Origin of the sequence: Synechococcus sp. MIT S9504, assembly GCF_047497135.1 — a bacterium.
Classification (GTDB): Bacteria; Cyanobacteriota; Cyanobacteriia; order PCC-6307; family Cyanobiaceae; genus Synechococcus_C.
The window spans coordinates 2,726,140-2,741,792 of sequence record NZ_CP138942.1 but is presented as its reverse complement, the minus strand read 5'-3'; the positions used below and the strand labels follow the sequence as shown (position 1 = coordinate 2,741,792).

The following is a 15,653-nucleotide window of genomic DNA, read 5'->3' as shown; positions in this document are numbered from 1 at the left end:
ACCGTTCAGGCTCAAAGCGGTGTGTTCTCCGACAGCCAGGTCCCCTCTCCATGACACCATTCCCGCTTCCAGAAGGGAGCGTCATGCTTGAGAGCCTCAAGCAACGCGGCACAGCAGCGTTGTGCGGGCCCACGGCGATCAGCACTGATCGCCACCAGAACGATCAACTCACCTGGCAGCAACCGGCCAACGCGGTGCAGCACAAGCGCAGAACGAGCACCGTGTTGCTGCAGCAACTGGCGGGCGGAAGTGTCAATCAAACGTTCACACAAACCCGGATAGTGGCTGAGCTCAAGGACCTCCAGCGCTCGTCCATCCATGGCGACATCACGCACGCGCCCCATGAACATCGCTGTGGCGGCACCCATCTGGGAACGCAACCAGGCGTCAAGCTCCAAGACACCCGAAGTGGGTTGGTCAAGAATGACAAGCTCCAAGTCGACCGACTTCGACACCACGGTCAACCTCCGGTGAATGGCGGCAGGAAAGCCAGTTCATCACCTGCATGCACAGGATGATCGGCGCTGACGATCTCCTGATTGATGGCAACAAGCACCACTCGAGGTAAGTCACCAAGTTCAAGCTGATTCCAGATCTCTCTGGCTGTCTGCACGACTGGATCATTCAGTGGAAAACAACGATCAGACCAGCCCGCCTGGTCCCGCAATGAGGCAAACAGCAGCACTTGCACCGAATCAACCGGACCGGACTGCCTCCCTTTCATGCATGCCATGCGAAACCATCACGGTTCTAGCGTTGCTGATCACATCCCCAATCAACGCTGCGTGCTGTCCATTGCCCTGCTGACGATTTCAGACAGTCGGACCCTGGAGAACGATCCAAGCGGAGATCTGCTTCAGGAACGCGTGCTTGGAGCTGGTCATCAGTTGCACAGCCGCGAAATCTGTCCGGACGACCGCTATCGGATCCGAGCAGCGGTGAGCCAATGGATCGTGGATTCCGCCGTTGACGTGGTGATCACCACAGGCGGCACAGGCCTGACCGGACGCGACGGCAGCCCTGAAGCCATCGCCCCCTTGCTGGATAAGACCATCGATGGATTCGGTGAACTGTTCCGGATGCTCTCCTTCCAGACCATCGGCACGAGCAGCCTGCAGAGCCGCTGCATCGCCGGAGTGGCCAACGGCACGTTTCTCTTTGTTCTGCCTGGATCTCAGGATGCCGTCACCACAGCCTGGGAGCGACTGATCTCAGCCCAGCTGAACAGCGAGACACGCCCCTGCAACTTGGCGCAGCTCAAATCGCGGCTGAAGGAATCCGCAGAAAGGCCGGCAATCTGATCGTCAGAAGGGGATCGGCATCGTGACATCCGCCGGCCGAGGCGCACAGGACTCCACCTGCTGATTGACCACTTCTCCCACCACAATCACGGAAGGGGAAGCAAAGCCTTCGCTGCGAGTGCGTGCAGCCACATCGGAGAGAGTTGCCTTGAGACAGCGCTGCCCGGCGACGGTCCCCTGCTGAATCACAGCCACTGGAGTCTCGGCACTGAGACCACCTGCCTCAAGCTCAGCAGCGATCCGAGGCAAGTTATGAAGGCCCATATAAATCACCAGCCCATCACTGGCTGTTGCCAGAGACCGCCAGTTCACCTTGGGACGTCGCTTGTCGATCTCCTCATGACCGGTCACAAAGGTGACGGAAGAACCGGCACGACGATGGGTCACTGGAATCCCTGCGTACGCGGGTGCAGCGATTCCGGCGGTCACCCCTGGCACCACCTGAACCGACACGCCGTATTTAACAAGATGCGCAGCCTCCTCACCACCGCGCCCGAACAGAAAAGGATCTCCACCCTTCAAACGCACAATGCAGCGATGCCGAGCTGCCAACTTCACGAGAACCGCATTGGTGCTTGGCTGTGGAACGGAATGGTGCCCACGACGCTTGCCAACGAAATGGCGCTCGCAGTTCTCGGGCACCAGATCAAGAACCTCTCGAGGAACCAGGGAGTCGTAAACCAGTGCATCACAGCGACCCAAAAGGCGATGGGCCCTCACCGTGAGTAGATCGGGGTCTCCAGGGCCTGCACCAACGAGATAAACGGTTCCGATGAGTTCAGCAGTCTTCACGGCAGAGCGGCAAGCAAGTCGATCAGGCCCTGACGAATCAGAGCCAGATCAAGAAGCGGTGGAATACTCCCAGCCTCGCTCAGTGCCTCCGTCATGCGATTGGGGGCGAGCGCAAGCATCAGTGGATGTGCCTCCGGGTGCCTCTTGCGATAGTCAGACCAATGGTCGAAAGACAGCAGCGGTAGCCCCATGCGATCGGACAACTCCAGGAGAAAACGATCCGCCTCCTCGGAACTCAACGGGTGATGAACGAGAACCGAGCCTTCAGCAGCGAAGGGCTGAAGCGCTTCAGCCACGAGAACCCACCAACATGGCCAGGAGCCGAGAAAAGGAAGCAACTCAACGTCCGCACCTTCACGCTGCATGCGACTTTTAATCTCAGGCACATCCGCGCGAGCATGAGAACCCGGCCATAACAACAAAGGGACCAACCAGCTCGCTTGATCTGGGCATACCGGAGGTGAATCGGCCGTGAGCACTTCAAGCTGCACAGGAGCCTGACGGCGCTGCTGGAGCGCCTGCTGGAGCTCGAGCAAGGATTCAGGAACAACACCACCTGAACGTCCATGCACAACCAACCTGATCGCCCGCTGACAACCCAAATCACGGTTCCGTAGCAATGGCCACGGATCGATGGCCGAGCTGGCTGTTGTCATCGGTTGTTCATCGTTCCCCCTGGTGCCATGTCCCGCCGTCGATCCCTTGATCGCACTGTCTCTGAAGGTCGATTCCAGCGCGAGAACACTGTCCAAAGCTATCGCTCGGCAAGGGTTCTCCGTCAGAGGCATGGCGAAGGAAGACGGAGCGTTCGTCGGGGAGATGGACAACTCAGAAGTGAACTCGACAGAGATTTCGCCGCCATGAAACGCGTCTGGCAGATGCTTCGCTACGGAGCGATACGAATGATCGGCGAAGTTGGACGTCAATACTGAGTCCGCGAAAGCAAGCCTTCTAGGGCTCCGTCGGGCGGATGAGATGTAGTCACAGTCACCAATTCGCCCATCCCATTTGATTTCAAGAGTCAGCAGGGGAAATTGTTTGATCCACTACGGACAACCCCCTGACAAGCCTCTTAACTGCTGCAAAAGCGCTCCCGTTCTTTTTGAAGCGCTGGTCCTCCGACCACTTTGATTGACCAATACCAATTCTTGATCAATCATCCACCCCTCGCAGAACAAGATCATGACAGTTAGCTCTCCTTCCAGGCCTTATCTGGACGGCAAGAAGCTGAATAAGATCGAGCAGAACAAGTCGGCCAAAGATGGCCTTCTTGTCGGCAGTGAAATTGAAAAATTCGCCAAAATGGGTTGGGAGCAGGTTGATGAAACCGATCTTCAACTTCGCCTCAAGTGGTATGGAATGTTTTGGCGGCCAAAAACTCCAGGCAAATTCATGTTGCGCCTGCGAGTCCCCAATGGTGTGCTCTCAGCTCAGCAATTGCGTGTGGTGGGCTCCATTGTTGAACGCTACGGCGATAACGGCAGCTGTGACATCACCACAAGACAAAATCTGCAGCTAAGAGGGGTGCTGCTTGGCGATCTGCCGGAAATTCTGAAGCGGCTTGAGGAAGCTGGTCTGAGTACGATTCAATCAGGATTTGACAATCCTCGGAATGTCACCGGAAACCCAATTGCTGGAATCGATCCCAATGAAATTGTCGACACCAGGCCTTACACAGACGAACTTGAACAGTTTTTAACAAATAACCGCAAAGGAAATCCTGAGTATTCCAATCTGCCTAGAAAGTGGAATACCGCCGTCGCCGGCGCAAAAGACAACTTCCTGCTTCACAACGACATTGCCTTCCACCCGGTTGAGAAGGATGGAGTGATGGGCTTTGGTGTCTGGATTGGCGGCATTCTTTCATCCCAGATGAATGCCTATGCAATTCCCCTGAATGCCTGGGTGAGACCTGAGGAAATCTGTCGAATGACAGACACGGTGATTCGCCTCTGGAGGGATAACGGCGAGCGCAATAAGCGTCCCAAGGGTCGATTCAGGATGTATCTCGATGAAGTGGGTCATGAAAACTTCCGTAATCAGGTTGAAGAGCTTTTTGGACCGCTGACACCCGACCCCGGGTCTGTCTTCGACACCACACCCCGATCGCATTACGGCATTCACCCGCAGAAACAGGAAGGGCTTGTTTTCGCAGGTCTGCACGTGCCGGTTGGTCGCCTGACAGCACAGGATCTCCATGATCTGGCCACAGCGAGCATCACCTATGGAGGCGCAGAAGTGCGACTGACCGAAGATCAGAACGTGATCATTGTCGGATTGCCACAAGCAAAAGTCGAATCGTTTGAAAGTGATCCGCTGCTCAAACGATTTCCACTGGAACCCGGCGCAATTTCTGCAGGCACCGTGTCATGCACAGGCAGCACCTACTGCGGATTTGCACTGACCAACACCAAGGATCAGGCTCTGGCTGCCGCCAAGGAACTCGATCAGGAGCTGGAGCTTCCTGAGGAATTGAAAATCCACTGGACCGGATGTCCAAACAGTTGCGGACAGGCCTATATGGGGGCAATCGGCCTGACGGGCGCCAAGGCCAAAAACAGTGAGGGCAAAACAGATGATGGGTACACGATGACTCTTGGAGGGTCCCAGGGTCCCAATCCAACAGTGGGTGAATTACATCAGAAAGCAATCCCTGCGGAAAAGATCAAAGAGGTCCTAAAGGAAGTTCTCATTGAACGCTTCGGTGCAAAGCCACGGCGTGAAATGTCGAACACATAATCAGTTCAGGAATGACACAAGTGTTGGTGCTGACTTTTTGAGACCACCACGGCGCAACTGATCTGATTACCAATCTGTACGAGGTTATTTATGCCTGGCAACAAAGACTTCTTCTCACGTTTTGTCAACTGGTTCACAAAAACCGGTCAAGACAAACAACCGATTTCACGTACAGAAAGTCAACGAGATCCATTCTCCAAATTAATGAACAAAATAAGCGGCTAGCCGTTGATCATTGCGCTTCAACTCATTCCTTATCAAAAGAATTGAAATCATGAGTGTTACTGCTTCGCAGATGGACTACGTCCTACCCAATGAACTTGTCGACGGCATGATCGGTGCCGGAGGCAAAAAATCCACCGTCAGCGTCAAAAACCTGTTGCTGAGAGGATTCTATTCCGGCGCAATTCTCGGCTTGGCTGTGATCCTTGCGCTCACGGTTGGACTCAAAAGCGGTCAACCTTGGCTCGGTTCTCTTCTCTTCCCATTTGGTTTCGCCAGCATCGTGCTGTTCGGCATGGAACTGGTGACAGGCAACTTTGCCCTTCTGCCGATGGCCACCTGGGCAGGCAAAAGCACCTGGGGGGCAACCTTTCGAAACTGGGCATGGGTATGGCTCGGCAACTGGATCGGAACTGCCGTTGTGGCAGTGCTGATGGCAATCAGCCTCACGAGTGGAGGAACTGTTGAGCCAGCCTCGGCTGCTGACGGTGGTGGTATGTGGCAGCAGGTGGCAGCAAAAATCGTCGGGTTAAATCAAACCAACGTTGTTACCAAATATGAGAATCTTCAATCTCTTGGTTTCTTCCTGGCCATTGTCAGGGGCTTGATTGCCAACTGGCTGGTCTGTCTGGGTGTGACGATGGCCCTGGTCAGCAAAAGTGTTCCGGGCAAGATCCTGGCTTGCTGGTTACCGATCACCGCTTTCCAATCAATGGGCATGGAACACATTGTGGTCAACCAGTTTCTGCACACCGCCGGGCCAATCCTCGGATCTGGGGTTCCCTTCTGGAAATGCATTTTCTGGAATTTCCTGCCCGTCACCATTGGCAACATCATTGGTGGCATGGTGTTTATCGGAATGCTCTTTTACAGCACCCACCGCACCAACATCGGCAACGTACTGCCCAGCGAGCACGATGACAAACTGGAACGCGAACTAGCCGCTGAGCTCGGCGCCCGCTGATTGACGTTCTGTGTCACAACCGGTGAACGAAGCCGCTCTCTGGGATCGGCTTTCCAGATCACGCCGTGCTCCGTTGGAGCCCGAATGGCTGGGGGAGGTCTACTCCCCCAGCTTTTCTGTTGAGCTTCGCCGTGCTCTCTGCGAAAAACTGGGAATGCTGGCTGAACAAGGCTGGCCAATCATTGAACAATTGATTCAGCAGCATGGCCCTCTACCTGATCTGGTGCTGGCGGCCGGGCTATGTCACCAGCCAGAAGCAAGGGATTGGCTTCTGGACCAACTGAGGAACAGCTCCGAATTAGCTGAAGTGAACCTCTGCATCATTGAAGCCTTGTCCTGCTGGGGCGCAGATGTTCCAGAACATGTCGTGCAGGAGTGCTTACATCATCCGGGTCAGCACCATCGCTTAGCGGGATTACAGCTACTTGGTTTCCGGTCTCACTGCCTGAGCGACGACGCATTGCTCACATTGTGCACAGAACCGCTGAACGATTTCCGTGATCCAGTGGTGATTGCCGCAGTTCGGGTGTTGCAACGCCGGGATGGCGCAACGATCAGTGAACGCTTGTCGGATCTATGCAAAACCGGATCCGACAATGTGGCCATCGCAGCGCTCAGAGCCCTCGGCTGCATCGCAACCCCAGTCAGTCAACGTTGCCTGAAAGAGCTCAGTGAAACGCTAAACAGTGAATCTCGCAAACAACTTGCCTGTCAGCAATTGGAGCAACAGTTTCGAAGCTGAACATGCAAAAGCCCGACAGATGTCGGGCTTGAAACTTGATCGAAAAATATCAGTTAAAATAAATCGATGAGATCACCATTTCTTGTATGGCAGGAATTTGCCACACATTATGATTTCCACACGATCACCTTTGGAATCTTCAACCTTCTCCACATCCAGAGTGAAATCGATGGCGCTCATGATTCCATCGCCAAACTTTTCCTGAATCACATCTTTCAGTGGCATTCCATAAACCTGCATAATCTCGTAAAAACGATAAATCAGGGGATCAGTCGGAATCACTGGCTCCAGGCTGCCTTTGGTCGGAAATTCCTGAATCGCAGCTGTGATCGCAGGATCCAACGCCAGCAGGGATGCCAGCTTCTCGGCCTCCTCAGCTGATGCTGTGGCCTGTCCATAGAAAAGCGAAGCGATCCACACTTCATCGAGTCCAAGGGCCGACTCAAGATCTGCAAAACTCATACCTTTTGCCTTCTTTGCAGCCATCAACGAAGCAGTCAGCGTGGCCTGCGAAGGAGCCGCCAGAGATGGGGTGGACATCGACGAAACAGTCATAAAAAACACTGAAATCTGAAAAAGCCTGTCGCGCTTCACGCCAGAAAACAGCAACAAAGACAACCAAACTCAAAACTGAGTTTGGAGTCATTGACTACAACTTCCCGAATACAGAACTGCTCTATTGAATTGATCGATTGTGGACGCAATGAGCACCATTTTCCGCAGACTCACTTCACTTCTGAACAACCCGACTCTTTCCTCCAGCGTGAGCACCAGTCTGGTACTTGAGCGCCTCTATTACGCCGATGGCCGCCACAACCCCAGCCATCCAAAACATGGAAGCTTCCAGGGTCTTTCCGTGCTTGCGTGAGCTGATCGGTAGCAATGACTACCCCTGAAGGTGACCCCACTGCTGAACACTGCCCTAAGCGGGGGTAACGCTCTTGACAAGTCATGTCTTAAGCGGTCGCGACCGCTTCAAGCAGCACCTGCGCAAAGTCGGAAGCGGTGAGCACACCAGCAAAGGTCTGAGTCGAGAGGAAGCTGCCGATGCTCTGGCACTGATGCTTCGGGAGGAAGCCACTGCGGCACAGATTGGGGCCTTTCTGATCGCCCATCGCATCCGCCGGCCTGAGCCCCAGGAACTCACCGGCATGCTCGACACCTACAGAACGATGGGGCCCGTTCTTCACAGTCCTGCTGATCAGAAAAGACCTCTCTGCTTCGGCATGCCGTTTGACGGTCGCACAAGAACTGCGCCCATCTACCCCCTGACCAGCCTGGTGTTGGTGGCCTGCGGTCAACCGGTCGTCCTGCAGGGAGGTGACCGGATGCCGATCAAGTACGGCATTACCGCCCTCGACCTATTCCGCCTTCTGGATCTCAATCTGGGTGGACTGCCCATGAGCACTGTTCAGGAAGGGTTCAACACGCATGGCTTCGCGCTCATCCACCAGCCTGATCACTTCCGTATCGCGGAAACCCTGATTGATTACCGGGAGCAGCTGGGGAAGCGGCCTCCGGTTGCCAGCCTTGAGCTCATGTGGACAGCCCACCGGGGAGAGCACCTCCTGGTGAGTGGATTTGTGCACCCTCCAACCGAAAGCCGTGCCTGGGAAGCACTCAGGCTCGCCGGCGAAACCGACCTGCTCACCGTGAAAGGCCTCGAAGGGGGGACGGATCTTCCCATCGGCCGAGCCTGCATCACGGCCCGTGTCCGCAATGGGAAGGCGGAACGCATGATCCTTCACCCGCGCGACCACGGATGCCACAACGCAGATGTGGAATGGACATCGGAAAGCACCTGGCAGAACCAGGCCTTCGAGGCACTCAGAAACCGTGGGCCCCTCAGCGAAGCTCTGCGCTGGAATGCCGGCGTCTATCTCCGGAACGCTGGCCTGAGCGACAGTCTTGACTCGGGCATAGAGATGGCCACCACAGTGCTCGAACAAGGTCGAGCACTGGATCAGCTGGATCAGCTTCGCAGCTTGCCCAGTGCTTTGTGCATCCGATAGCGCTCAAAGGGCACTCCGGCGATCGTGATCGTTTCCGGAGCATCGAGCCTCCAGCCATAGCGCTCGAACAACGGGCGACTGAACTGACTGGCTTCGGTGCGCAGAAATGAAACTCCATCCGCGATCGCATCGGCTTCAATCCTCTCCAGGAGTGTTTTGCCGTGGCCCTGACGCGCCGCGCGGCCCCGGCAATACAGAAGAGCAAGCCTGTCCAGCGGATAGCGAATCGCAAAGGCGGCATCCTCGCCACTGATCCAACCGGATCCCTCCCTCAGGGTTTGATCCAGCACACCTGGCAACCAGGCAAGTGCTGCCCAGGACTTCACTTGTTGATCCGAATACAACTGGGGAGCCTGACTCTCGATGGCATCGGCATAGATCTCCCTCAGGAGAATCTCGTCAGCTGAAACGATCAAACGCAGGACCATGGCCGATGCCTATGGGAATGTGAGTCTCACCTGCCCTGCGGCTGCCTTGCAGCGACCACGCATTCCCACCCTGCTCAGCGCCTTTCTGACGCTACTGAATGACCGACTCAGCGAAAGCATCGTCTTCCCACTGCTGCCGTTCCTGTTGGCAAGCTTCAACGCCGACGGGCGCACACTGGGTCTGCTTGCCGGCAGCTACGCACTCGCGCAATTTGCAGCCACTCCCCTGATCGGAGCCCTGAGTGATCGCTTCGGTCGCCGGCCCGTGATCGCTACCTGCGTTGCCGGCTCGGTGCTGGGTCTGGGCCTGTTTGCCATCACCGTCAGCATGGAATGGCCCAAGGGCGCCCTTCTGCCGCTCATGCTGCTGTTCGGCGCTCGCCTGATCGATGGTTTCAGCGGCGGTACCGCCGCAACAGCTGGAGCTGTCCTGGCAGATATCACCCCGGAGGAACAACGGGCACGAGCCTTCGGTCTGATCGGGGTGGCCTTCGGTCTCGGTTTCATCATCGGGCCGTTCGTGGGAGGACAACTGGCCCGTATCAACGTGACAGTACCGATCTGGGTGGCTACAGGCTTCGCCCTGGTGAACCTTCTGGTGGTGCTGGGTTTACTGCCGGAGACCCATCCCCGCACAGCCCGTCAGGCCATGCCGCGCAAACGGGACCTCAACCCCTTCGCCCAGATCGCCAAGGTGATCGGCAACCCCGCCGTCGGCCGACTCTGTCTCGGCTTCTTCCTGTTCTTTCTGGCCTTCAACGGCTTCACCGCCATCCTGGTGCTCTATTTCAAACAGCGCTTCAACTGGGGGCCAGAGCTGGCAACAACCGCTTTTCTGATTGTGGGCGTAGTCGCCACCGTGGTGCAGGGGGGCCTGATCGGCCCACTGGTGAAACGGCTGGGAGAGTGGAAACTGACGCTGACCGGTCTGGGGTTGGTGATCCTCGGATGTCTGCTTATTCCCTCGACCGATCCTCAACAGGCCCAGGCCGGTGTGTTCAGCTCCGTGGCAATCCTGGCCACTGGCACTGGCCTGGTCACCCCGAGCTTGCGCAGCCTTGTGTCACGCCGCCTTGACTCCGAGGGACAAGGCACGGCATTGGGCAGTCTTCAGGCACTGCAGAGCCTGGGAAGTTTCCTGGGACCACCCTTGGCGGGACTGAGTTACGACCTGTTGGGACAGATCAGTCCCTTCGTTGGCAGTGCCTGCCTGCTGATCATGGTGATGCTGCTGGTGGGAGGCAGCCCGCTGCCCTCCAGAACGCAATGACTGAACCAGCTGGGCCACATCGGGCTGACTGCAGTCCTGCCTCAGGACGATTGCTACGTTGCGCGAGTCGGTTCATGCACACCTGGTCACCCGATGAGTGACAACGTTCTTTCCACCGACCTCTACATCAACCGAGAGCTCAGCTGGATCGCCTTTAACGAGCGGGTACTGATTCAAGCGCTGGATGAACGGACCCCTCTGCTGGAGCAGGCCAAATTCAGCGCCATCTTCAGCAACAACCTCGACGAGTTTTTCATGGTGAGGGTGGCCTCCCTCAAGGCCCAGGTGGAAGCAGGAATTGACAAACGCAGTGAGGACGGTCGCACTCCACTTGAACAACTGCAGGCGATACGAGACCGTCTCACTCCTCTACTTGAACGCCAGCAAGAGCACTACCGCAGGCAACTCAGGTGTGAACTGCTCAGCCATGGCGCCCATCTGCTCGATTACGAGCAGCTCAACGAACGCCAGCGACTTTGGGTTGACAACTACTTCCAGACAGCGATCTTCCCAGTGCTAACTCCCCTGGCAGTGGATCCGGCTCATCCATTTCCATTCGTGAGCAACCTCAGCCTGAATGTGGCGGCTCTGATTGATGACCCGGAAACCGGTCAAAGACTGCTCGCCCGCGTGAAGGTGCCCCAGACCATCCTGCCCCGATTTGTCACTATCCCGATCGACCTCGCAGCTGAACAGTCAGAGCCTGTACACACAGCTGTTCCTCTGGAACAGGTGGTGGCTTTCAACCTCGGCCTTCTCTTCCCGGGCATGAGCATCGAAGGGCACTACTTCTTCCGGGTCACCCGAGACGCGGATCTGGAACTGCGCGACCTGGAAGCCGACGATCTGATGATCGCCATCGAGCAGGGCCTGCGCAAGCGCCGTATGGGCGGCGAAGTGGTGCGGCTCGAGGTCGCCGATGGAATGCCGCAGGACGTTATCGAAATGCTGATGGATGGCATGTCCGTTGAAGAAGCGGATCTCTACAGAGTTAACGGTCCACTTGGCCTCGATGATCTGTTTGGTCTGATGGGAATCCCATTGCCCAATCTCAAAAACGAGTCCCACTCAGGCCAGACACCCTCGGTTCTGCGTCGCGCCCAGCGCAACATGCTCGAAGACGGCTCCATCAAAGAGGAGGAATTTGAAAGCATTTTCTCGGTGGTTCGCCGCCGCGATGTGCTTCTGCATCACCCCTATGACCTCTTTTCCACATCGGTGGAGGAATTCATCAACCAGGCCGCAGACGATCCTCTTGTGATGGGGATCAAGATGACGCTCTATCGCACCTCCAAGGATTCACCGATCATCGCCGCGTTGATCCGCGCTGCGGAAAACGGCAAGCAAGTGATGGCACTGGTGGAACTCAAAGCACGCTTCGATGAAGACAACAACATCCAGTGGGCCAAACACCTGGAGAGCTCAGGAGTGCATGTCGTCTATGGGGTTTTGGGCCTCAAAACTCACACCAAGATCGTGCTGGTGGTCCGTAAGGAAAAGGAACGTCTCCGAAGTTATGTCCATATCGGCACCGGCAACTACAACTCGAAGACATCACGTCTTTACACCGATCTTGGCCTGCTTTCCGCACGCCCCGAACTCGGCCAGGATCTGGTTGAGCTGTTCAATTACCTCACCGGATTCTCCAAACAGCAGGAATTTCGAAAGTTGCTGGTGGCACCGGTATCACTGCGTAAAGGCATGGAAAATCTGATTCGTCGAGAGATCGAACACGCGCAGAACGGCAGTGGCGGCCATATCCGGGCCAAGATGAATTCTCTGGTGGATCCAAGCATCATCGCCCTGCTGTATGAAGCCTCTCAGGCAGGTGTGAAGATCGAACTGATCGTGCGCGGGATGTGCTGCCTGTACCCCGGGCGCGAGGGCGTAAGCGACAACATCAGCGTGGTCAGCATCATCGGTCGCTTCCTTGAACACTCTCGCCTGTTCTGGTTCGCCAATCACGACGAACCTGAGGTTTACATCGGCAGCGCTGATTGGATGCCAAGAAATCTGGACCGACGCGTTGAGGCAGTAACACCCGTTGAAGAACCTGCACTTCGCGAACAACTGGAACGTTTGATGCAGATCTATCTCGATGACAACCGTGGATCATTTGATATGCAGGCCGATGGATCCTTCAGCCAGCGCCATCCGGAGGGCGAGGAGCGCAATTCGCAGCTGAGCCTGATTGAAACCTGGAGAAAAGGACTGGTAGCGAAAAACTGATCCGTCGAGACCCGTGTTCATCGATACAGCGAAATCGTGCTTTTTGTCTTTATTTCATATTCGATCCATATGACTTAACACTGCATCATTGATTCGTAAAAACTTTCGATTTAATCAGCTCACTCTTTGCTCTGGGTGCTAAATTTTTCCCAAATCTAATTTTCAGGAGGCCAGGGTGATGGGGATCCCTCTGGAATCTGAAGGAGTAACCCAAAAGGTTGCTTCATCAGAGCCTGTGTTGCCGACCACTGGTCGTCGTGACAGCACTGCACGTTCACGCTCAACTTCCAATCGTTCAACACGTCAAGGCGGGCGCTTGGCGACCGACTCGATTGGCTATTACCTGAGCAGCATTGGACGAGTTCCATTGCTCACTGCGGCTGAAGAAATCGAACTTGCACATCATGTGCAAGCCATGAAGGAACTGCTGGAAATTGCCGAAGAGGATCGCACTCCCAGGCAACGTCACCGCATCCGCATGGGTAAGCGTGCCCGGGATCGGATGATGGCCGCCAATCTCCGCCTGGTCGTGAGCGTTGCCAAGAAGTATCAGAACCAGGGCCTGGAGCTGCTCGATCTGGTTCAGGAAGGAGCCATCGGCCTGGAGCGAGCGGTTGACAAGTTCGACCCGGCCATGGGCTACAAGTTTTCGACCTATGCCTACTGGTGGATTCGCCAGGGCATGACTCGCGCGATTGACAACAGCGCACGCACCATTCGCCTGCCGATTCACATCAGTGAAAAGCTCTCCAAGATGCGCCGCATCACACGTGAGCTCTCCCACCGCTTCGGTCGTCAGCCGAATCGACTGGAACTGGCGAACGCGATGGGAATCGAACCACGCGATCTCGAAGACCTCATCGCCCAGAGTGCGCCCTGTGCATCCCTTGATGCCCATGCCCGTGGCGAAGAAGATCGCAGCACGCTCGGCGAACTGATTCCGGACCCCAATGGTGCTGAGCCAATGGAGGGAATGGATCGCAGCATTCAGAAGGAGCACCTGGGAGGGTGGCTCTCTCAGCTGAATGAGCGAGAGCAAAAAATCCTCAAATTGCGCTTCGGACTGGATGGAGCCGAGCCACTGACACTTGCCGAAATCGGACGTCAGATCAATGTGTCGCGTGAGCGGGTGCGACAGCTGGAAGCCAAGGCCATCTTGAAGTTGCGTGTCATGACCAACCATCAGCAGGCAGCCTGAGTTTTTGCTCTCGTCCCTGCTGATCATCGGAATCTGGATGCTGCTGGTGCTCTCAGCAGCTGTGATCTGTCGGAAGCAATGGCCGGACCAACAAGAACTCAGTCGCAAGATCGTGCACATCGGCACCGGTCCAATTGTTGTTCTGGCTTGGTGGCTCTCCATTCCAGCATCGATTGCTGTGCCAGTGGCCCTCACGGTCACTGTGATCACAGCTGTCAATCGCCGCTTGCAACTCCTACCTGCAGTTGAGGATATTGACCGCAACAGCTACGGAACCGTGGCGTATGGACTGGCGATCAGTCTGCTATTGATCTTGTTCTGGCCCGACCAAGCGGTTGCAGTTTGCGCCGGAGTGCTGGTGATGGCCTTTGCCGACGGGCTTGCGGGGCTTATTGGCCGTGGCATGACATCTCCCAGCTGGACCGTGTGGCAACAGCGAAAATCCGTCGCTGGCACCCTCACGATGGGCTTGGTCACCGCCTTGGTGTTGCTTCTGCTGGTGCTGATCAGCGAGAGTCCCTTGCACCCTCTGCGGCTGATCGCTGTCTGTGCTCTGGCCGTCGGCCTGGAGCAATTGGGACGCTGGGGAATCGACAACCTCAGTGTGCCGATGGCGGTAGGCCTGAGCTGGACGTGGATGACCGTTTAAGCAGCCTCCACCTCACTCACAGCTCAGGACACCGGTATTCCGGATGCAGGAATGCCGGCTTTGCTCACGGATTCAGCCAGCTCGGCCAGCAACTCAGCCGTTGATTCAATACTGATGCAGGCATCGGTGACACTCTGCCCGTAGGTGAGTGAGGAGCGATCAGCACTGATCTTCTGATTGCCTTCAACCAGATGGCTTTCCAGCATCACACCCATCACATGGGTTGATCCCTTCTGGACTTGAGCAGCCACAGCCCTGAGAACCTCCCCCTGGCGGCGATAGTCCTTGTTGGAATTGGCATGACTGCAGTCGACCATTAAACGATCCGGCAGGCCAGCTGCAGCCAGTTCCGCGGATGCCTCCTGAATCGCTTCCAGGTGATAGTTGCTGCCGCTGTTGCCTCCTCTCAACACCAGATGACCATCCGGATTACCGGTGGTGCTCACAATGGAGGCATGCCCCTGGCAGTTGATCCCCAGAAAGTGATGGGGACTCGAGGCTGACTGCATCGCATTGATCGCGATGGTGGCACTGCCATCGGTGCCGTTCTTGTAGCCAACGGGCATGGAAAGTCCTGAAGCCATTTCTCTGTGGGTCTGACTCTCTGTGGTGCGGGCACCGATGGCAGCCCAGCTGATCAGGTCGGCGATGTACTGCGGAACCACAGGGTCGAGGAGTTCCGTCGCAGTAGGCATGCCGTCACGAGCGAGATCCAGCAGCAGTGAACGCGCCAGACGCAGGCCCGTGTTGATGTCGTAGGAACCGTCGAGATGGGGATCGTTGATCAATCCTTTCCAGCCCACGGTCGTTCGGGGCTTCTCGAAGTACACCCGCATCACGATCTCAAGCTCCCCCGCATGACGGGCCCTCAGGGGCGCGAGCTGGCGGGCGTAATCCAGGGCCGCATCCACATCGTGCACCGAACAGGGCCCAACGACCACCAGCAAGCGATGGTCCTGGCCCCGGAGAATGGCCTGAATGCGATGTCTGGCGCTGGCAACGGTTTCTGTGGCCCTGGCATCCGTGGGTAGATCACCCTGCAGCAGGGCGGGAGGGACCAGTGGTCGGGTATCCACCACATGCAGATCGTGAGTGGTGGTCATGCCC

General features: G+C 56.4%; 18 protein-coding genes. 11 read left to right on the top strand and 7 right to left on the bottom strand.

What is annotated here, in order from left to right:
- Positions 1-11 precede the first annotated feature (11 nt).
- Positions 12-398: a molybdopterin synthase catalytic subunit gene (locus SIB58_RS14865; protein ID WP_231884203.1), complete on the bottom strand. Its 387-nt coding sequence runs from the start codon at positions 396-398 to the stop codon at positions 12-14.
- A 62-nt stretch (positions 399-460) separates the two neighbouring features.
- Positions 461-724, bottom strand: a complete 264-nt coding sequence (locus SIB58_RS14860) for a MoaD/ThiS family protein (protein WP_066908768.1) — start codon at positions 722-724, stop codon at positions 461-463.
- Positions 725-731: 7 nt separating this feature from the next.
- Here SIB58_RS14860 and moaB point away from each other — a divergent pair, with 7 nt between their 5' ends.
- On the top strand, positions 732-1,301 hold the full coding sequence (moaB, locus tag SIB58_RS14855; RefSeq protein ID WP_066908946.1) for a molybdenum cofactor biosynthesis protein B: 570 nt from the start codon (positions 732-734) through the stop codon (positions 1,299-1,301).
- A 3-nt stretch (positions 1,302-1,304) separates the two neighbouring features.
- On the opposite strand, the gene cobA is transcribed toward moaB, so the two are convergent.
- Positions 1,305-2,093: a uroporphyrinogen-III C-methyltransferase gene (gene cobA, locus SIB58_RS14850; protein WP_066908766.1), complete on the bottom strand. Its 789-nt coding sequence runs from the start codon at positions 2,091-2,093 to the stop codon at positions 1,305-1,307.
- Entirely contained in the window at positions 2,090-2,749 is a 660-nt protein-coding gene (locus SIB58_RS14845; protein WP_066908943.1) for a DNA mismatch repair protein MutS, read from the bottom strand. The genes cobA and SIB58_RS14845 overlap by 4 nt, the downstream gene beginning before the upstream one ends.
- A gap of 27 nt (positions 2,750-2,776) precedes the next feature.
- Between SIB58_RS14845 and SIB58_RS14840 the strand changes: the two genes are divergently transcribed.
- The 4 genes from SIB58_RS14840 to SIB58_RS14825 all read left to right on the top strand — a co-directional run bounded on the left by SIB58_RS14840 (position 2,777) and on the right by SIB58_RS14825 (position 6,760).
- Positions 2,777-3,025, top strand: a complete 249-nt coding sequence (locus tag SIB58_RS14840; protein ID WP_074159328.1) for a hypothetical protein — start codon at positions 2,777-2,779, stop codon at positions 3,023-3,025.
- 250 nt (positions 3,026-3,275) lie between these two features.
- Positions 3,276-4,832, top strand: coding sequence for a ferredoxin--nitrite reductase (locus SIB58_RS14835; RefSeq protein ID WP_066908764.1), 1,557 nt, complete (start codon positions 3,276-3,278; stop codon positions 4,830-4,832).
- A gap of 295 nt (positions 4,833-5,127) precedes the next feature.
- Positions 5,128-6,018, top strand: coding sequence for a formate/nitrite transporter family protein (locus SIB58_RS14830; protein ID WP_066908763.1), 891 nt, complete (start codon positions 5,128-5,130; stop codon positions 6,016-6,018).
- 22 nt (positions 6,019-6,040) lie between these two features.
- Positions 6,041-6,760, top strand: a complete 720-nt coding sequence (locus SIB58_RS14825) for a HEAT repeat domain-containing protein (RefSeq protein ID WP_067327010.1) — start codon at positions 6,041-6,043, stop codon at positions 6,758-6,760.
- A 72-nt stretch (positions 6,761-6,832) separates the two neighbouring features.
- On the opposite strand, the gene cynS is transcribed toward SIB58_RS14825, so the two are convergent.
- On the bottom strand, positions 6,833-7,285 hold the full coding sequence (gene cynS, locus SIB58_RS14820) for a cyanase (RefSeq protein WP_369818663.1): 453 nt from the start codon (positions 7,283-7,285) through the stop codon (positions 6,833-6,835).
- 178 nt (positions 7,286-7,463) lie between these two features.
- On the opposite strand from cynS, the gene SIB58_RS14815 reads away from it, so the two are divergent.
- Positions 7,464-7,628 (top strand): cyanate hydratase, encoded by a 165-nt coding sequence (locus SIB58_RS14815; RefSeq protein WP_066908762.1) that lies wholly within the window; start codon positions 7,464-7,466, stop codon positions 7,626-7,628.
- A gap of 73 nt (positions 7,629-7,701) precedes the next feature.
- Positions 7,702-8,772, top strand: coding sequence for an anthranilate phosphoribosyltransferase family protein (locus SIB58_RS14810; protein ID WP_066908747.1), 1,071 nt, complete (start codon positions 7,702-7,704; stop codon positions 8,770-8,772).
- Here SIB58_RS14810 and SIB58_RS14805 read toward each other — a convergent pair.
- The gene (locus SIB58_RS14805) at positions 8,733-9,200 is read right to left on the bottom strand and encodes a GNAT family N-acetyltransferase (RefSeq protein ID WP_066908744.1); all 468 of its coding nucleotides are present in this window, start codon (positions 9,198-9,200) and stop codon (positions 8,733-8,735) included. The genes SIB58_RS14810 and SIB58_RS14805 overlap by 40 nt on opposite strands.
- Here SIB58_RS14805 and SIB58_RS14800 point away from each other — a divergent pair.
- The 4 genes from SIB58_RS14800 to SIB58_RS14785 all read left to right on the top strand — a co-directional run bounded on the left by SIB58_RS14800 (position 9,199) and on the right by SIB58_RS14785 (position 14,546).
- Positions 9,199-10,470, top strand: a complete 1,272-nt coding sequence (locus SIB58_RS14800; protein WP_074162608.1) for an MFS transporter — start codon at positions 9,199-9,201, stop codon at positions 10,468-10,470. The two genes, SIB58_RS14805 and SIB58_RS14800, sit on opposite strands and share 2 nt — an antisense overlap.
- Positions 10,471-10,563: 93 nt before the next feature.
- The gene (ppk1, locus tag SIB58_RS14795) at positions 10,564-12,699 is read left to right on the top strand and encodes a polyphosphate kinase 1 (protein ID WP_067326987.1); all 2,136 of its coding nucleotides are present in this window, start codon (positions 10,564-10,566) and stop codon (positions 12,697-12,699) included.
- Positions 12,700-12,877: 178 nt separating this feature from the next.
- A complete protein-coding gene (locus SIB58_RS14790) occupies positions 12,878-13,897 on the top strand; it encodes an RpoD/SigA family RNA polymerase sigma factor (RefSeq protein WP_066908738.1) in 1,020 nt (339 codons plus the stop codon).
- A 4-nt stretch (positions 13,898-13,901) separates the two neighbouring features.
- A complete protein-coding gene (locus SIB58_RS14785) occupies positions 13,902-14,546 on the top strand; it encodes a diacylglycerol/polyprenol kinase family protein (protein ID WP_231884201.1) in 645 nt (214 codons plus the stop codon).
- A gap of 23 nt (positions 14,547-14,569) precedes the next feature.
- Here the strand turns inward: SIB58_RS14785 and SIB58_RS14780 are convergent, their stop codons facing one another.
- Positions 14,570-15,649 (bottom strand): 3-deoxy-7-phosphoheptulonate synthase, encoded by a 1,080-nt coding sequence (locus SIB58_RS14780; protein ID WP_067327020.1) that lies wholly within the window; start codon positions 15,647-15,649, stop codon positions 14,570-14,572.
- Between the last annotated feature and the right edge of the window lie 4 nt (positions 15,650-15,653).

Bases quoted from the DNA above. Each gene is read 5' to 3' on its own strand.
- SIB58_RS14860 (WP_066908768.1), bottom strand. From the start codon at position 724: ATGAAAGGGAGGCAGTCCGGTCCGGTTGATTCGGTGCAAGTGCTGCTG.
- moaB (WP_066908946.1), top strand. From the start codon at position 732: ATGCGAAACCATCACGGTTCTAGCGTTGCTGATCACATCCCCAATCAA.
- SIB58_RS14845 (WP_066908943.1), bottom strand. From the start codon at position 2,749: ATGACAACAGCCAGCTCGGCCATCGATCCGTGGCCATTGCTACGGAAC.
- SIB58_RS14840 (WP_074159328.1), top strand. From the start codon at position 2,777: ATGTCCCGCCGTCGATCCCTTGATCGCACTGTCTCTGAAGGTCGATTC.
- SIB58_RS14835 (WP_066908764.1), top strand. From the start codon at position 3,276: ATGACAGTTAGCTCTCCTTCCAGGCCTTATCTGGACGGCAAGAAGCTG.
- SIB58_RS14830 (WP_066908763.1), top strand. From the start codon at position 5,128: ATGGACTACGTCCTACCCAATGAACTTGTCGACGGCATGATCGGTGCC.
- SIB58_RS14815 (WP_066908762.1), top strand. From the start codon at position 7,464: ATGAGCACCATTTTCCGCAGACTCACTTCACTTCTGAACAACCCGACT.
- SIB58_RS14800 (WP_074162608.1), top strand. From the start codon at position 9,199: ATGGCCGATGCCTATGGGAATGTGAGTCTCACCTGCCCTGCGGCTGCC.
- SIB58_RS14805 (WP_066908744.1), bottom strand. From the start codon at position 9,200: ATGGTCCTGCGTTTGATCGTTTCAGCTGACGAGATTCTCCTGAGGGAG.
- ppk1 (WP_067326987.1), top strand. From the start codon at position 10,564: ATGAGTGACAACGTTCTTTCCACCGACCTCTACATCAACCGAGAGCTC.
- SIB58_RS14790 (WP_066908738.1), top strand. From the start codon at position 12,878: ATGGGGATCCCTCTGGAATCTGAAGGAGTAACCCAAAAGGTTGCTTCA.
- SIB58_RS14780 (WP_067327020.1), bottom strand. From the start codon at position 15,649: ATGACCACCACTCACGATCTGCATGTGGTGGATACCCGACCACTGGTC.